We start from the raw sequence: 13,572 nt of genomic DNA on the forward strand, positions 1-13,572 counted from the left end.
ACAGGCTTTGCCGATCCTGTCGGCATTGCCCGCCGATCGCGACAGCCGTACGCGGGCGAACGGTGCGTGCGGTCGCTGCGTCCGATGTAAACCGCACCCAACCCGTATCTGCATATTCCGTCCTGCAGCAAGGCCTTTTCCCGCAACACGGCTACAATTTCATTTTCCCAACTGGGCAACACGACTCGCTCTGCCATGAAATCGCAAAAGTCTGCAGTCAAAACCGTGAAAACCAAGCCCGCCCCGGCGGAAACCCAGCTTGTCCCGGCAACTGGTTTCTCGCTGGAACCGGTGTACACGGCCTTGCGCAAGCGATACCCCGCGGCCGGGCAGGCCGAGGCAGTAGCGTTCGCCGCCGACTTCTACAAGCGCATGGAAGCGGACGAGTTCCCGCACCACAGCGTGGAAGAATGGGCCGCGCTGGCCGCTGACACGCTGGAGTTCGCGCGCAGCCGCAAGATCGGCAAGGCCAACGTCCGCGTGTTCAACCCCACCGCCAAGGGCAATGGCTGGGAATCGCCGCATACCGTGCTGCAGATCGTCAACGACGACATGCCGTTCCTGGTGGATACGGTGACCATGGCGCTGGCCGAGCAGGGCATCGGCGTGCATGTGCTGGGCCACCCGGTGATCCGCTTCAGCCGTGACAAGGCCGGCAAGCTGGCCAAGGTCGGCGAGGGCGAGATCGAATCGGTGATGCTGCTGGAGATGGACCGCCAGAGCCCCGACGCCATGGGCGAGGTGGAGCAGGGCATCATCAAGGCGCTGGAAGAAGTGCGTTCGATCGTGCGCGACTGGCAGCCGATGCGCGACAAGGCGCTGGCCGTGGCCGACGACCTGGGCAGCCGCCAGCTGCCGGTCGACGATGCCTCGCGCCGCGAGGCGCAGGAGTTCCTGCGCTGGGCCGCCGACAACCACTTCACCTTCTTCGGTTACCGCGAATACCGCGTGCAGAAGGACGGCAAGGAAGACGTGCTGGCCCCGCTCAACGACACCGGCCTGGGGCTGATGAAGGGGCGCGACAAGTCCGCCGCGCGCCCGGTCAAGACGCTTGCCGCGCAGGGCCTGAACACCACCACCGGCCTGAAGGACGCGCTGATCCTGACCAAGACCAACGCGCGTTCGCGCGTGCACCGTGCCGGTTACATGGATTACATCGGCGTGCTGGAATTCGACGCCAAGGGCAACATCATCGGCGAACAGCGCTTCCTCGGCCTGTTCACCTCCAGCGCCTACAACCGTCGCCCGTGGGAAATCCCGCTGGTGCGCCAGCGCTATGAACACGTGATGCAGCGCTCGGGCCTGTCGCTGTCCAGCCACAGCGGCAAGGCACTGCGCCACATCCTGGAAACGCTGCCGCGCGAAGAACTGTTCCAGTCCAGCGAAGACGAACTGTTCCGCACCGCGATGGGCGTGCTGGGCCTGCAGGAGCGGGTCCGCAGCCGTCTGTTCCTGCGCCGCGACAAGTATTCCCGTTTCATTTCCGCGCTGGCCTTCCTGCCGCGCGAACGCTTCAACACCGACGTGCGCCTGCGGATCGAGGCGATGCTGCGTGACGCACTGCACGGCGAGCACGTGGACAGCTCGGTGGTGCTGGGCGAATCGCCGCTTGCCCAGGTGCACCTGATCGTGCGTCCCAAGGCCGGTCCGGTGGTCGACGTGGACACCAACGCGCTGGAACAGAACCTGGCCCACCTGCTGCGCAACTGGCAGGACGACCTGCGCGAAACGCTCGTATCCCGCCACGGCGAAACCGAAGGCCTGCGCATCGCCTCGCGGATCGGCAAGGCGCTGCCGGCCGGCTACATCGAAGACAACAGCACCGCCGTGGCGGCCAGCGATGTCAGCCAGCTCGACGCGCTGACCGGTCCGGACGACCTGCGCCTGAGCCTGCAGGCGGTGCCGCGCGAAAATGGTGATGGCCTGCGCCTGAAGCTGTATCGCCAGCTGGATGACATCCCGCTGTCGGACGCGCTGCCGATGATGGAAAACATGGGCCTGCGCGTGATCTCCGAGCGTCCGTACCGCCTGACGGTGGATGATGCCCCGGTGTACGTGCAGGACTTCGAGGTCGAATCAGTGGCCGGTGCCATCGACGCGGCCAGTGTCGATGAAGCGTTCGGCGAGACCTTCGCCCGCGTGTGGCACGGCGATGCCGAGAACGATGGCTTCAACCGCCTGGTGCTGGCCGCGGGCCTGCACTGGCGCCAGGTCGCGATGCTGCGTGGTTACTGCAAGTACCTGCTGCAGACCGGCGTGCCGTTCTCGCAGGCATATGTGGAAGGTACGTTCACCCGCTATCCGCTGCTGGCCCGCCTGCTGGTGGAACTGTTCGAAGCACGCTTCGACCCGGCGACCGGCAACGAGAGCAAGGACGACATCGCACACGGCCAGGCCACGCTGAAGGCGCACCTGGACGTACTGGCCGCCGGCGACGAGGCGACCCTGAAAGTGCTCAAGACCGTGGTCGAGGCGCGCAAGGGAGACCGCGACGGCCAGATGCAGGCCGCGCGCGATGCGCTGCTGAAGCTGATGGACCGCGTCTCCAGCTTGGACGAAGACCGCATCCTGCGCAGCTTCATGGGCGTGATCGATGCCACGCTGCGCACCAGCTATTACCAGACCGATGCCAACGGCCGTCCGGGCCATGTCATCAGCTTCAAGTTCGATGCCGCCCTGGTGCCGGACCTGCCCAAGCCGCGTCCGTATCGCGAGATCTTCGTCTACGGCCCGCGCGTGGAAGGCGTGCACCTGCGTTTCGGTGCGGTGGCCCGTGGCGGCCTGCGCTGGTCGGATCGTCGCGAAGACTTCCGTACCGAAGTGCTGGGCCTGGTCAAGGCGCAGATGGTCAAGAACACGGTGATCGTTCCGGTCGGGGCCAAGGGCGGTTTCTTCGCCAAGACCCCGCCGGCCAGCGGTGACCGCGATGCGGTGTTCGCCAACGGCGTGGCCTGCTACAAGCTGTTCATCCAGGGCCTGCTGGACATCACCGACAACATCGTCAACAACAGAATCGTGCCGCCCATCGACGTGGTCCGCCACGACATGGACGACCCGTACCTGGTGGTGGCCGCCGACAAGGGCACCGCGACCTTCTCCGACATCGCCAACGGCCTGGCCGTGGCGCACGGCTTCTGGATGGGCGATGCGTTCGCCTCCGGTGGCTCGGTCGGCTACGACCACAAGGGCATGGGCATCACCGCACGCGGTGCGTGGGAATCGGTCAAGCGCCACTTCCGTGCACTCGGCCATGACAGCCAGAGCCAGGACTTCACCGCCGCAGGCGTGGGTGACATGTCCGGCGACGTGTTCGGCAACGGCATGCTGCTGTCGCGCCACATCCGCCTGGTGGCTGCCTTCGATCACCGCCACATCTTCCTGGATCCGAATCCGGACGCGGCCAGTTCGTTCGTCGAGCGCGAGCGCATGTTCACCGTGCCGCGTTCCAGCTGGGCCGACTACGATGCCAAGCTGATCAGCAAGGGCGGTGGCATTTTCCCGCGTACGCTGAAATCCATCGAGATCACCCCGCAGGTGCGTGAGGCGCTTGGCCTGGAAGATTCGGTCAAGGCGCTGTCGCCGAACGACCTGATGAGCGCGATCCTGAAGGCTCCGGTCGACCTGCTGTGGAACGGCGGCATCGGTACCTACGTCAAGGCCACCAGTGAGCAGCACAGCGATGTCGGCGACCGCGCCAACAACGCGCTGCGCGTCAACGGCACCGAGCTTCGCTGCAAGGTGGTGGGCGAGGGCGGCAACCTCGGCATGACCCAGCTGGGACGCATCGAAGCGGCCCAGGCCGGCGTCCTGCTCAACACCGATTTCATCGACAACTCCGCCGGCGTGGACACCTCCGATCATGAGGTGAACATCAAGATCCTGCTCAACGACGTGGTGCGTGCCAAGAAGCTCACCGTCGAGCAGCGCAACAAGCTGCTGGCGTCGATGACCGACGAAGTGGCCGCGCTGGTGCTCAACGACAATTACCGCCAGAACCAGGCCCTGAGCCTGATGGAGCGGATGGCAGTCAAGCGCCTGGGCTCCAAGCAGCACTTCATCCGCACGCTGGAACAGCAGGGCCTGCTGGACCGGCAGATCGAGTTCCTGCCGTCCGATGCCGAGCTGTCCCAGCGCAAGGCGCGCGGCCAGGGCCTGACCCGTCCGGAGCTGTCGGTGCTGCTGTCCTACTCCAAGCTGGTGGCCTTCCAGCAGCTGCTGGAATCGGACATCCCGGAAGACCCGTACCTGTCCAAGGAGCTGCAGCGTTACTTCCCGCAGCCGCTGCAGAAGAAGTACGCCGATGCCATGGAACGCCACCGCCTGAAGCGCGAGATCATCGCCACGGCAGTGACCAACCAGACCATCAACCGGATGGGTGCCACCTTCCTGATGCGCATGCAGGAAGACACCGGCCGTTCCATCGCCGAGGTCGCCAAGGCCTATACCATCAGCCGCGAAACGCTGGATGCACGCGCGCTGTGGGCGCAGATCGACGCACTGGACGGCCAGCTGCCCGAATCGGTGCAGGTCGATGCGCTGGAAGTGATCTGGAAACTGCAGCGTGCCTTCGTGCGCTGGCTGCTGTTCCGCCCCGGCCCGATGCCGGGCATCACCGAGGCGGTCAACCGCTACCAGGGTCCCTTCAACGACATCCGCGTGGCTTCCGGCGTGCTGCCTGATTCGCAGCGCCCGACCTACGAAGCGCTGGTGCAGCAGTGGGTGGACAAGGGCCTGCCGGCCGGCCTGGCGCAGCAGCTTTCCGAGCTGCACTTCCTGGCCCCGGCGTTCGACATCATCGAACTGGCACGTACCCGCAAGCTCAAGCCGGTGGATGTGTCCAAGATCCACTTCCGCCTGGGTGAGGCGTTGAGCCTGCCGTGGTTGTTCGAGCAGGTCGATGCGCTGGAGGTCAACGGCCGTTGGCATGCCGTGGCACGCGGTGTGCTGCGTGACGAACTGGCGGCCCACCACCGCAACCTGGCCGGCCAGGTGCTGGCCACCAAGGGCGGCACGGCCGAAGCCAAGGTCGCCGCATGGGTCGGTCGTGACGACAACAGCCTGCGCTTTACCCTGGCGATGCTGGGCGAACTGGCCGAACAGAAGACCCTGGACTACCCGACCGTGTCGGTCGCGGTGCAGCGCCTGGGCCAGCTGGCCTCGCACGGGGGGTAAGCCCCCCGGTGACCTGGCTCAAGGTGGGTGACGACCGTTGGTCGTCAACGCCCCGTATCAGCCAACGTGGCGCGGATTCCGCGCCACGTCCGGTTATGCTCTACCGGTACCCGCGCACCACCGGACATCCTGCATGAGCGATTCCCCCCGCATTGCCTTCCTGGCCAGCAACACCGAGCCGGCACGGCTTGCCCTCGCCGCCATGGTGGCGCGCCACGGCGAGCATGCGCCCGACGCGGCGGACGTGCTGTGTCCACTGGGCGGCGATGGCTTCATGCTCCAGACCCTGCACCGTTACGGCCACCTCGGCCGGCCGGTGTTCGGCATGAAACTGGGCACGGTGGGCTTCCTGATGAACCAGTACCGTGACGCGGACGACGTGGCCGCGCGCATCGCGCTGGCCGAACCGGCCCACCTGCGGCCGCTGCAGATGACCGCGCTGACCGAATCGGGGACCTCCACCGGATCGCTGGCCTACAACGATGTCTCGCTGCTGCGCCAGACCCGGCAGGCCGCGCACATCGGCGTGGACCTCAACGGCCAGGAACGGGTGGCTGAGCTGATCGGTGATGGCGTGCTGGTTGCCACGCCGGCCGGCAGCACTGCCTACAACTATTCCGCGCATGGCCCGGTGCTTCCGTTGGGCTCGGCCACCATCGCGCTGACCCCGTTGGCGCCGTATCGGCCCCGCCGTTGGCGCGGGGCGATCCTGAAGGCCGATACCGAAGTACGCTTCCGCGTGCTCGATCCGTACAAGCGCCCGGTCAGTGTCACCGCCGATTCGCACGAGACCCGCGACGTGGTGGAAGTGACCATCCGCGAGTGCCGCGACCGCCAGGTGACCTTGCTGTTCGACCCGGAACACAATCTCGAAGACCGGATCCTGTCCGAACAGTTCGTGTTCTGAGCGACAATAGGCCGCCGGCAACCGCCGGTTGCTGCAAGGAATTCCCCGATGGGCGACAACACTCCCCGATTGCTGACCGTCGCGGTGACCTCGCGCGCCCTGTTCGACCTGGAAGAGAGCCACGCGTTGTTCGAAAGCGACGGCGTGGACGCCTACGCCAAGTACCAGCGCGAGCACGAAGACGACGTGCTGGGCCCCGGCGTGGCGTTCCCGGTGGTGCGCAAGCTGCTGGCGCTGAACCAGGGCGCCGGCCCGGAGAATCCGCGCGTCGAGGTGATCCTGTTGTCGCGCAATTCGGCCGATACCGGCCTGCGCATCTTCAACTCGATCCAGCACTACGGGCTGGGGATCATCCGCGCTACGTTCACTGCCGGCGAGCCGACCTGGCCCTACGTGAAGCCCTTCGGCACGGACCTGTTCCTGTCGGCCAATCCCGAATCGGTACGCAGCGCGCTGCGCCACGGCATCGCTGCGGCGACCATCCTGCCCAAGCCACCCGGCGAAACCGCTGCCGCCGCCGCCGACCAGGTAGTGGATACCCGGCGCCCGGCCGGGCAGCTGCGGATCGCCTTCGATGGCGATGCGGTGATCTTCGGCGATGAAAGCGAGCGTATTTCGCGCGAGCAGGGGGTCGAAGCCTTCGGCCGGCATGAGCGTGAGCGCGCCCGCGAAGCCTTGAGCGGGGGCCCGTTCCGCGGCTTCCTGTCGGCGCTGCATACGTTGCAGGAAGTGTTCCCGTCCGGAGAAGACGCGCCGATCCGCACTGCGCTGGTGACCGCGCGCTCGGCGCCTGCGCATGAGCGGGTGATCCGCACGCTGCGCGAATGGGGCGTGCGCCTGGATGAAGCGCTGTTCCTCGGCGGCCGCCACAAGGGCCCGTTCCTGCAGGCCTTCGGCGCGGACATCTTCTTCGATGATTCGCAGCACAACATCGACAGTGCCCGCGAACACGTCGCGGCCGGCCATGTGCCGCACGGCGTCGCCAACGAAACCTGACCGGACGGTTCATGGCAGCGCCGAGCCATGCCCGCCGAGCGCGCAGCGCGGGGTGTGTCAGCTACCGACCTCGGGTCGGCGCAAACGGTTCACTGCGGCACCGCGTTGCGCAGGTCGACGACCTGCCAGCGCAGGCCCTGCGGCTCCAGCACAACCTGCAACGGTGGCTGTCCGGGCCCGCGGTCGAGGTCCACCACGAAGCGGTCCAGCCGCTCGAAGCGTCCCTTGGCCTGCTGCAACGGCTGCGCAGGCTGGGTGGGGCCCCAGGAGTCGTTCCCCTGCAGCTCGTTGCGGCCGCGTTTGTACAGCGCGTGGCCCTGCAACAGCGCACCGATCCCCATCGGGGTGATCACCGTATCCACCGCGGCGCCGCCCAGCTGGTCGCCGAGGCCATACAGCAGCGCGCCGAACGGACTGCCGGCCACGTCCGGACCTGCCTGGCGCACCATGTAATCACTGACCTGCGCGCGCAGGCTGAGGCGCACGCGCGGGAAGTCCACGTAGCGCTCCAGCCGCGTCGTGTCGCGCTGTTCGATCGCTTGGGCGAGCCCATGCACAGTGAGGTAGGGGCCACTGAACCACCAAGCGGCCAGTGCCAGCAGCAGGACCAGCACGAAAGCGACGAACTTCTTCATGGCAGCAGGGCGTTGAGGGACAAGCCCACAGCGTGCCGCATCACGCGCGGACGTGGGTTAAGCCTCAGTGACTGGGTGAGCCGCTGCCGTCCCCGAACGCGGCGACCAGACGCGCGCGATCGGCCTCGCCCAAGCGCTCCGGCACGGTCTGCAGCACTTCGTCCAGGCTGCCCACGCGGGTGGTACCGAGGATGCCCGCGGCCACCCCGGGATGCTGCAGCACATAAGCGAACGCGGTCTGTGCCGGGCGCTGCGAAGGAATCGCGGCCACTGCCGCGCGCATCGCGCGGGCGCTGCGCATCAGCCGCCGGCTGCTTGGCTTCAGCCAGGCCCGCGCGAGATACCAGGCATCGGCGGGCCGTGGCAGGCGCGGTCGCGTCGGCAGCAGGTGGCCCTGGGCCAGCACAGTGCCGGCCAGCACGCCGATGCCGGCCGCGTGCAGCCGGCTGATGTGTGATGCGCGATCCTGCTGCAGGGCGTTGTAGTCCAGCAGCACCACGTCAAAGGCCTGCGGTCGCGCCAGCATCCAGTCCAGGGTCACCGCGGAATGGGTATTGATGCCGGTGCTGCGGATCAGTCCGCGTTGGCGCAGCTGTTGCAACGCGTGCAGCAGCTCGTCGGTGACCTCTTCGCCCGCGATGCCGTGCAGCTGGTACACGTCCAGGTAGTCCAGGCCGAGGTTGCGCAGCGAGGCTTCGCAGCTGGCGGTGATCGCCCCCGGCGAGAAATCGCGCTGCTCGGCGCCGCTGGGGCCGGCCTGGCCGGTCAACGTTCCGCCTTTGCTGGAGATCACCAGCGAGTCACGCGGGAAGCGCGACAGCAGCGGCTTGAGGATGCGCCCGAGTCGCGGCTCGGCGTTGAAAGCGGAATAGTTGTGGCCGGTGTCGAGCAGGTTGACTCCCCGCTCCAGCGCATGCGCCACCACTCGTGCTGCGTCGGCTTCGGGAAAGCGGCGATGGCCCCAGAAGCCGGAGCACCCCAGCCCGATCGGCGATACCTGCAGTCCGCTGCGTCCCAGCGTGCGGCGCTGTTGCGGAAGTGGCGTCGCCATCGGGGTCAGAACTCCAGATCCAGCGCTGCGCACAGGTAATCCACGAACGGCCCCAGCGCGGCAAGGTCCTTGCCCAGCGTGGACAGCAGGCGGGGCCCGGTCATGGTGGCATCGTCCAGCTGCCGCCACATCACCCAGTTGCGGTGCTTGAGATCGTCGATGAACTCGAAATCCGCCGGGAAGCCGCGCGGCGGGCGCACCAGCTTTTCGGTCTGCTCCATCTCGAAGCGACGGCGCAGCGCCGGGGCATGCGCGGCCTGCTTCCAGCTGCCCGGATTGTCCAGGATGAAGTGGCGGATGCGGCGCTGGGTATCGGGCTCGGGATGCCACACACCGGCACCGACGAAGCTCGCACCGGGCTGCAGGTGCACGTAGAACGACGGTGCGGCGACTTCACGACGGCGCTCATGGAACAGCCGCGCGCCCTGCCAGTTCTTGTACGGCGATTTATCGTTGGAAAAGCGCGCATCGCGGTAGATGCGGAACAACGAACCGCCCACGGTGCGCGTATCGGCACGGAATTTCGGGCTGACCTCGGCCAGCGCCGGTTGCAGGTCAGCGAGCAGGCGCAGGAACGGCTGTCGCACGTGGTCTTCGTACTGCTGCTTGTGGTCAGCGAACCACGCCTTGTCGTTGTGCAGTGCCAGTGCTTTCAGGAATTTGAAGCTGGCATCGGAAAAATAAGCGCTCACAGGCTGTCCTCCAGCTGCTTGCCCCAATCGCGCAGCGCCTGCAGCAGCGCCGGGCGGCGCAGGTCGTCGGACGGCTCGGCGGCAAGCGCATCGATCTGTTCGTTGTACTCGGCCAGGTTCACTTCGCCGAGCTTTTCATCTCCGCGCAGGCGCCGCTGGCGGTAGGCCTGCCAACGCGCGCGGGCATCGGCATCCAGGCTGCCAGGATGGTTGCGCGCACGATAGCGCAGCAGCAGTTCCGGCAGGCGGGGATCATTGAACTCACCTTCCAGCGCGCCCAGCGCTTCCGGCGGAGTGGTGCGCACGCGTGCCAGGAGGGACTTGTCGCCGGCGCCGAGGAAGCCATCGTAGATCGAGGCGTCGACATCGGATGGGCCGCCTTCGCGTGGCCGGGCGAAGACCTGGCGCGCCTTCTCGGCCAGCTGCGCAGCATGGGGACGCAGCTGTTCGACCTTGGCTTCGATGGCGGCGATGTCCAGCCCAAGGCGCTGGTGGTCATCGGGTCGAAGGTGGTTCCAGGCCACCAGCGCGGGCACCTTGTTGGCGTGTACTTCCTTCAACGGAATGCGCTGCACGCCTTCAGGCAGTTCACTGGCTCGCAGGTACAGGCGCTCGGCGATGGTCTCGGCCGGCAACTGCAGCAGCGCGTCAACATCGCCGTCCAGGTCGAACACGATGTAGCGGTTGGCGATGTGCGGATGCACGGTCAACCGCAGCACCGGCGCGGCGCACAGGCGGCTGGCCGGATAGCGCATCGAGATGTGCAGCAGTGGCCGCAGGGCGGTGACATCCAGCAGGCTGGTGACAAAACGCTTGTCGCGCAGGCGCAGCGCATAGTCCCACAGGCGCGGCTGCGCATCGCGGAACAGCCGGGCCATGCCGATGGTGGCGCGCACGTCGGACAACGCCTCGTGCGCATCGCCATCGCGCACGCCGTTGGCATCGGCCAGGTGCTCCAGCTTGAACGAGGTCGCACCGTCTTCGCGCTTGGGCCAGGTGATGCCGTCGGGGCGCAGCGCATGCATCAGCCGCAGCATGTCCAGCAGGTCCCAGCGCGAATTACCGTTGCGCCATTCGCGCTCGTAGGGATCGAAGAAGTTGCGGAACAGCCCGTGGCGGATGAACTCGTCATCGAAGCGCAGCGTGTTGTAGCCCAGCGCGCAGGTGCCGGGGCGGCTCATCAGGTCATTGATCCGCGCCAACGCCTCGGATTCACCGATGCCTTCGGCCAGCGCATGCTGCGGGGTAATGCCGGTGACCATCGTGGCATACGGTGAAGGCAGCAGGTCATCGGCCGGGCGCACGTAGAAACTGACGGGGGTGTCGATCTCGTTGAGCTGCGCATCGGTGCGGATGGCGGCGAACTGTGCGATACGGGTGCGGCGAGGATCCTGGCCGAAGGTTTCCAGATCGTAGAACAGGAAGTTGTCGGCCATCAGTGCGCGCCCTCCAGCACCGGCAGCTTGGCGTGGACTTCGGCTTCCAGCGCGCGCCAGTCGACCTGCTGCAGGGAATCCAGGCCTGCGGTGGCGTTGCGCAGGATGCGGCGCTGTATCCGCGTGCGCTCCAGCGCGACGGCGTAGGGCGTGTGCAGGAAAGTAACCATGGTGTAGTGTGGCACGAACCGCGTGGGCCACCGCTGCTGCAGCGCCAGCTCCAGTTCACGCTGCAGCAGGAACCCCGGGTCGGCCACCTGGTCGCGCATCTCCGTGTAGTTTTCCAGCGCCATCTGCTGGATCGCCCAGGCATTGGGCGAACGCTCGATCTCAAACGCCGAATACGCGCTGCGCAGGTCGCTGGCGGCTTCCAGGTGCCGGGCCAGCGCGACGCAGTCTTCGAAGGCACAGTTCATGCCCTGGCCGTGGAAGGGCACCATGGCGTGCGCGGCATCGCCGATCAGGACGGCCTTGCCATCGGTATGCCAGCGCTCCAGGTACAGGGTGCCGAGAAGGCCGGGCGGATGTGCATCCCAGTCAGCGCGCAGGTCCGGTATCAGCGCCAGGGCATCGGGGAATTCGCGGGCGAACAGTGCTTCGGCCTGTTCGCCGGTGGTGACCGTGTTGAACCCCGGATCGCCCTTGTTGGGCAGGAACAGCGTAACGGTGAAGGTGCCTTCGTGGTTGGGCAGGGCGATGCACATGAAGCGGCCGCGCGGCCAGATATGCAGCGCGTTGGGGTCGATGCTGAAGGTGCCGCCCGGGCCCGGCGGGATCTCCAGCTCCTTGTAGGAGTGGTCCAGGAATTCGATGCGCTCACCCAGTGGCTGGCGGCGGTTCATCGCCGCGCGCAGCGCCGATCCGGCGCCGTCCGCGCCGACCAGCGTGGCGAAGCGGATGTCATGCGGGGTGTCATCGCGGTCATCGATGAAGCGCGCGTGCTGCGCATCGAAGTCCACCGTATGCAGGCGCCGGTGGAAATGCACGATGGCGCCGGCCTGTTCGGCCAGCTCCAGCAGGGTGACGTTGAGCTCACGGCGATGGATCGACCAGATCACTTCGCTGTCGTCGCGGCCGTAGCGCTGCAGCGCGGGGGCGGCGTCGTCGCGCAGGTGGACCATCCGCCCGCGCATCATCACAGCACGCTCCATCACCGCCGCTTCCACGTGCGCGCCGGCCTGGCGCAGCGCGTTGCGGCCGCGTTCGGCCAGCGCCAGGTTGATCGAGCGGCCACTTTCATAGCCACTGACGCGCGGGTCGCCACGGCGCTCGTACACCGTGATGTTCCAGCCCTGCCGGGAGAGCAGGATGGCCAGCAGCGAGCCGGCCAGCCCCGCACCGACAATGGTCAGCGAACGCGGGGCGGCGGTGTCCAGCGATGTGTCCTGCACGGCGTCAGTGCCCGGCCCAGGCATCGACTGCATCAACGAAGTGGTGCAGGTCCTGGTAGCGGTTGTACAGCGGTGTCGGCGAGATCCGGATCACGTCCGGTTCGCGCCAGTCACCCAGCACGCCCACCGCGCGCAGGTGTTCGAACAGGGCCCGGCCGCGCTCACGGCCGCCGATCACACGCAAGGACAGCTGGCAGCCGCGGCGCTCGCTGTCAGCGGGCGTGATGCGTTCCAGCACGTGCGGCAGGCGGCTCTGCACCAGCGCATCCAGCATCCCGGTGAGGGCCAGCGACTTCTCCCGCAGTGCGGCCATGCCGGCGCGTTCGAACAGGTCCAGCGACGCACGCAGCGGCGCCAGCCCGAGGATCGGCGGGTTGCTGAGCTGCCAGCCTTCGGCGCCGACGGACGGCACGAACTGCGGCGCCATCTGGAAGCGGGTGGCTTCCTCATGGCCCCACCAGCCGGCGAAGCGCGGCAGGGTGGTGTCGCGATGGTGGCGTTCATGTACGAAGGCCCCGGCGACGGCGCCCGGACCACTGTTGAGGTACTTGTAGTGGCACCACACCGCGAAGTCCGGCGCCACCTCATGCAGCTGCAGCGGCAGGTTGCCGACCGAATGCGCGAGATCGAAGCCGATGTGGGCGCCCTGGGCGCGTGCCAGCGTGGTGATCGCCTGCAGGTCGAACGCCTGGCCGGTGCGGTACTGCACGCCGGGCCACAGCACCAGCGCAAGGCGCGCGCCGTGGCGGGCGATGGCCTGCTCGATGGCCTGCAGCGAGATCGTGCCCTCTGCTTCATCCGGCTGCACTTCGACCAGGCACTCGGCGGGATCGAACCCGTGGAAGCGGATCTGCGCTTCCACCGCATGGCGATCGGTCGGGAAGGCGCCGGCTTCCATCAGGATCACCGGGCGCTGCGCGGTGGGCCGGTAGAAGCTCACCATCATCAGGTGCAGGTTCACGCTGAGCGTGTTCATCGCCACGACTTCGCTGGGCAATGCGCCCACCACCTGCGCCAGTTGTCCGCTGACCAGACGGTGGTAGCCCAGCCAGTGGGTCGGGCCGGTGAAGTGGCCCTCCACGGCCAGCGTGGCCCATTGCCCCATGACCTCCTGCACCGCGGCCTGCGCACCACGTGGCTGCAGGCCCAGCGAGTTGCCGACGAAATAGGTCTGCTCGCCGCCTTCGTGGCGGGGGATCAGGAATTCGCCGCGCAGGTCGCGGAGCGGATCATTGGCATCCAGGGCCAACGCGTGGGCACGGCTGAGCGGTTCGGACATAGTGAAAGCCACA

The 13,572-nt window shown here is 67.2% G+C and carries 9 protein-coding genes; 3 read left to right on the forward strand and 6 right to left on the reverse strand.

Annotation, left to right across the window (positions count from 1 at the left end; translation table 11 throughout):
* Nucleotides 1-195: 195 nt before the first annotated feature.
* The 3 genes from ACI2JH_RS15415 (at nucleotide 196) to ACI2JH_RS15425 (ending at nucleotide 7,075) form a co-directional block, all read left to right on the forward strand.
* Nucleotides 196-5,172, forward strand: a complete 4,977-nt coding sequence (locus ACI2JH_RS15415; RefSeq protein ID WP_101100575.1) for an NAD-glutamate dehydrogenase domain-containing protein — start codon at nucleotides 196-198, stop codon at nucleotides 5,170-5,172.
* 133 nt (nucleotides 5,173-5,305) lie between these two features.
* On the forward strand, nucleotides 5,306-6,079 hold the full coding sequence (locus ACI2JH_RS15420; RefSeq protein WP_057507938.1) for an NAD kinase: 774 nt from the start codon (nucleotides 5,306-5,308) through the stop codon (nucleotides 6,077-6,079).
* A 48-nt stretch (nucleotides 6,080-6,127) separates the two neighbouring features.
* Complete coding sequence (locus ACI2JH_RS15425) at nucleotides 6,128-7,075, forward strand: 5'-nucleotidase (RefSeq protein WP_042614885.1); 948 nt, start codon at nucleotides 6,128-6,130, stop codon at nucleotides 7,073-7,075.
* 89 nt (nucleotides 7,076-7,164) lie between these two features.
* Here ACI2JH_RS15425 and ACI2JH_RS15430 read toward each other — a convergent pair whose 3' ends face one another.
* The 6 genes from ACI2JH_RS15430 to kynU all read right to left on the reverse strand — a co-directional run bounded on the left by ACI2JH_RS15430 (nucleotide 7,165) and on the right by kynU (nucleotide 13,559).
* A complete protein-coding gene (locus tag ACI2JH_RS15430) occupies nucleotides 7,165-7,710 on the reverse strand; it encodes a DUF2939 domain-containing protein (protein ID WP_319278901.1) in 546 nt (181 codons plus the stop codon).
* A 64-nt stretch (nucleotides 7,711-7,774) separates the two neighbouring features.
* A complete protein-coding gene (locus tag ACI2JH_RS15435) occupies nucleotides 7,775-8,761 on the reverse strand; it encodes an aldo/keto reductase (RefSeq protein WP_404736626.1) in 987 nt (328 codons plus the stop codon).
* A 5-nt stretch (nucleotides 8,762-8,766) separates the two neighbouring features.
* Nucleotides 8,767-9,453 carry a DUF2461 domain-containing protein gene (locus ACI2JH_RS15440; protein WP_101100570.1) on the reverse strand — a complete coding sequence of 229 codons (687 nt, stop codon included), beginning with the start codon at nucleotides 9,451-9,453 and terminating at the stop codon, nucleotides 8,767-8,769.
* On the reverse strand, nucleotides 9,450-10,889 hold the full coding sequence (gene sbcB / locus ACI2JH_RS15445) for an exodeoxyribonuclease I (RefSeq protein WP_404736627.1): 1,440 nt from the start codon (nucleotides 10,887-10,889) through the stop codon (nucleotides 9,450-9,452). The genes ACI2JH_RS15440 and sbcB overlap by 4 nt, the downstream gene beginning before the upstream one ends.
* Nucleotides 10,889-12,304, reverse strand: coding sequence for an FAD-dependent oxidoreductase (locus ACI2JH_RS15450; protein ID WP_404736653.1), 1,416 nt, complete (start codon nucleotides 12,302-12,304; stop codon nucleotides 10,889-10,891). The genes sbcB and ACI2JH_RS15450 overlap by 1 nt, the downstream gene beginning before the upstream one ends.
* Nucleotides 12,285-13,559, reverse strand: coding sequence for a kynureninase (kynU, locus tag ACI2JH_RS15455; RefSeq protein ID WP_404736628.1), 1,275 nt, complete (start codon nucleotides 13,557-13,559; stop codon nucleotides 12,285-12,287). Before kynU ends, ACI2JH_RS15450 begins: the two co-directional genes overlap by 20 nt.
* Between the last annotated feature and the right edge of the window lie 13 nt (nucleotides 13,560-13,572).

It is taken from the genome of Stenotrophomonas sp. NPDC078853, from assembly GCF_044901215.1.
Lineage (GTDB): Bacteria > Pseudomonadota > Gammaproteobacteria > Xanthomonadales > Xanthomonadaceae > Stenotrophomonas > Stenotrophomonas lacuserhaii.

Excerpts from the sequence above, each read along its gene's own strand:
- ACI2JH_RS15415 (WP_101100575.1), top strand. The coding sequence starts at position 196 with ATGAAATCGCAAAAGTCTGCAGTCAAAACCGTGAAAACCAAGCCCGCC.
- ACI2JH_RS15420 (WP_057507938.1), top strand. The coding sequence starts at position 5,306 with ATGAGCGATTCCCCCCGCATTGCCTTCCTGGCCAGCAACACCGAGCCG.
- ACI2JH_RS15425 (WP_042614885.1), top strand. The coding sequence starts at position 6,128 with ATGGGCGACAACACTCCCCGATTGCTGACCGTCGCGGTGACCTCGCGC.
- ACI2JH_RS15430 (WP_319278901.1), bottom strand. The coding sequence starts at position 7,710 with ATGAAGAAGTTCGTCGCTTTCGTGCTGGTCCTGCTGCTGGCACTGGCC.
- ACI2JH_RS15435 (WP_404736626.1), bottom strand. The coding sequence starts at position 8,761 with ATGGCGACGCCACTTCCGCAACAGCGCCGCACGCTGGGACGCAGCGGA.
- sbcB (WP_404736627.1), bottom strand. The coding sequence starts at position 10,889 with ATGGCCGACAACTTCCTGTTCTACGATCTGGAAACCTTCGGCCAGGAT.
- ACI2JH_RS15450 (WP_404736653.1), bottom strand. The coding sequence starts at position 12,304 with ATGCCTGGGCCGGGCACTGACGCCGTGCAGGACACATCGCTGGACACC.
- kynU (WP_404736628.1), bottom strand. The coding sequence starts at position 13,559 with ATGTCCGAACCGCTCAGCCGTGCCCACGCGTTGGCCCTGGATGCCAAT.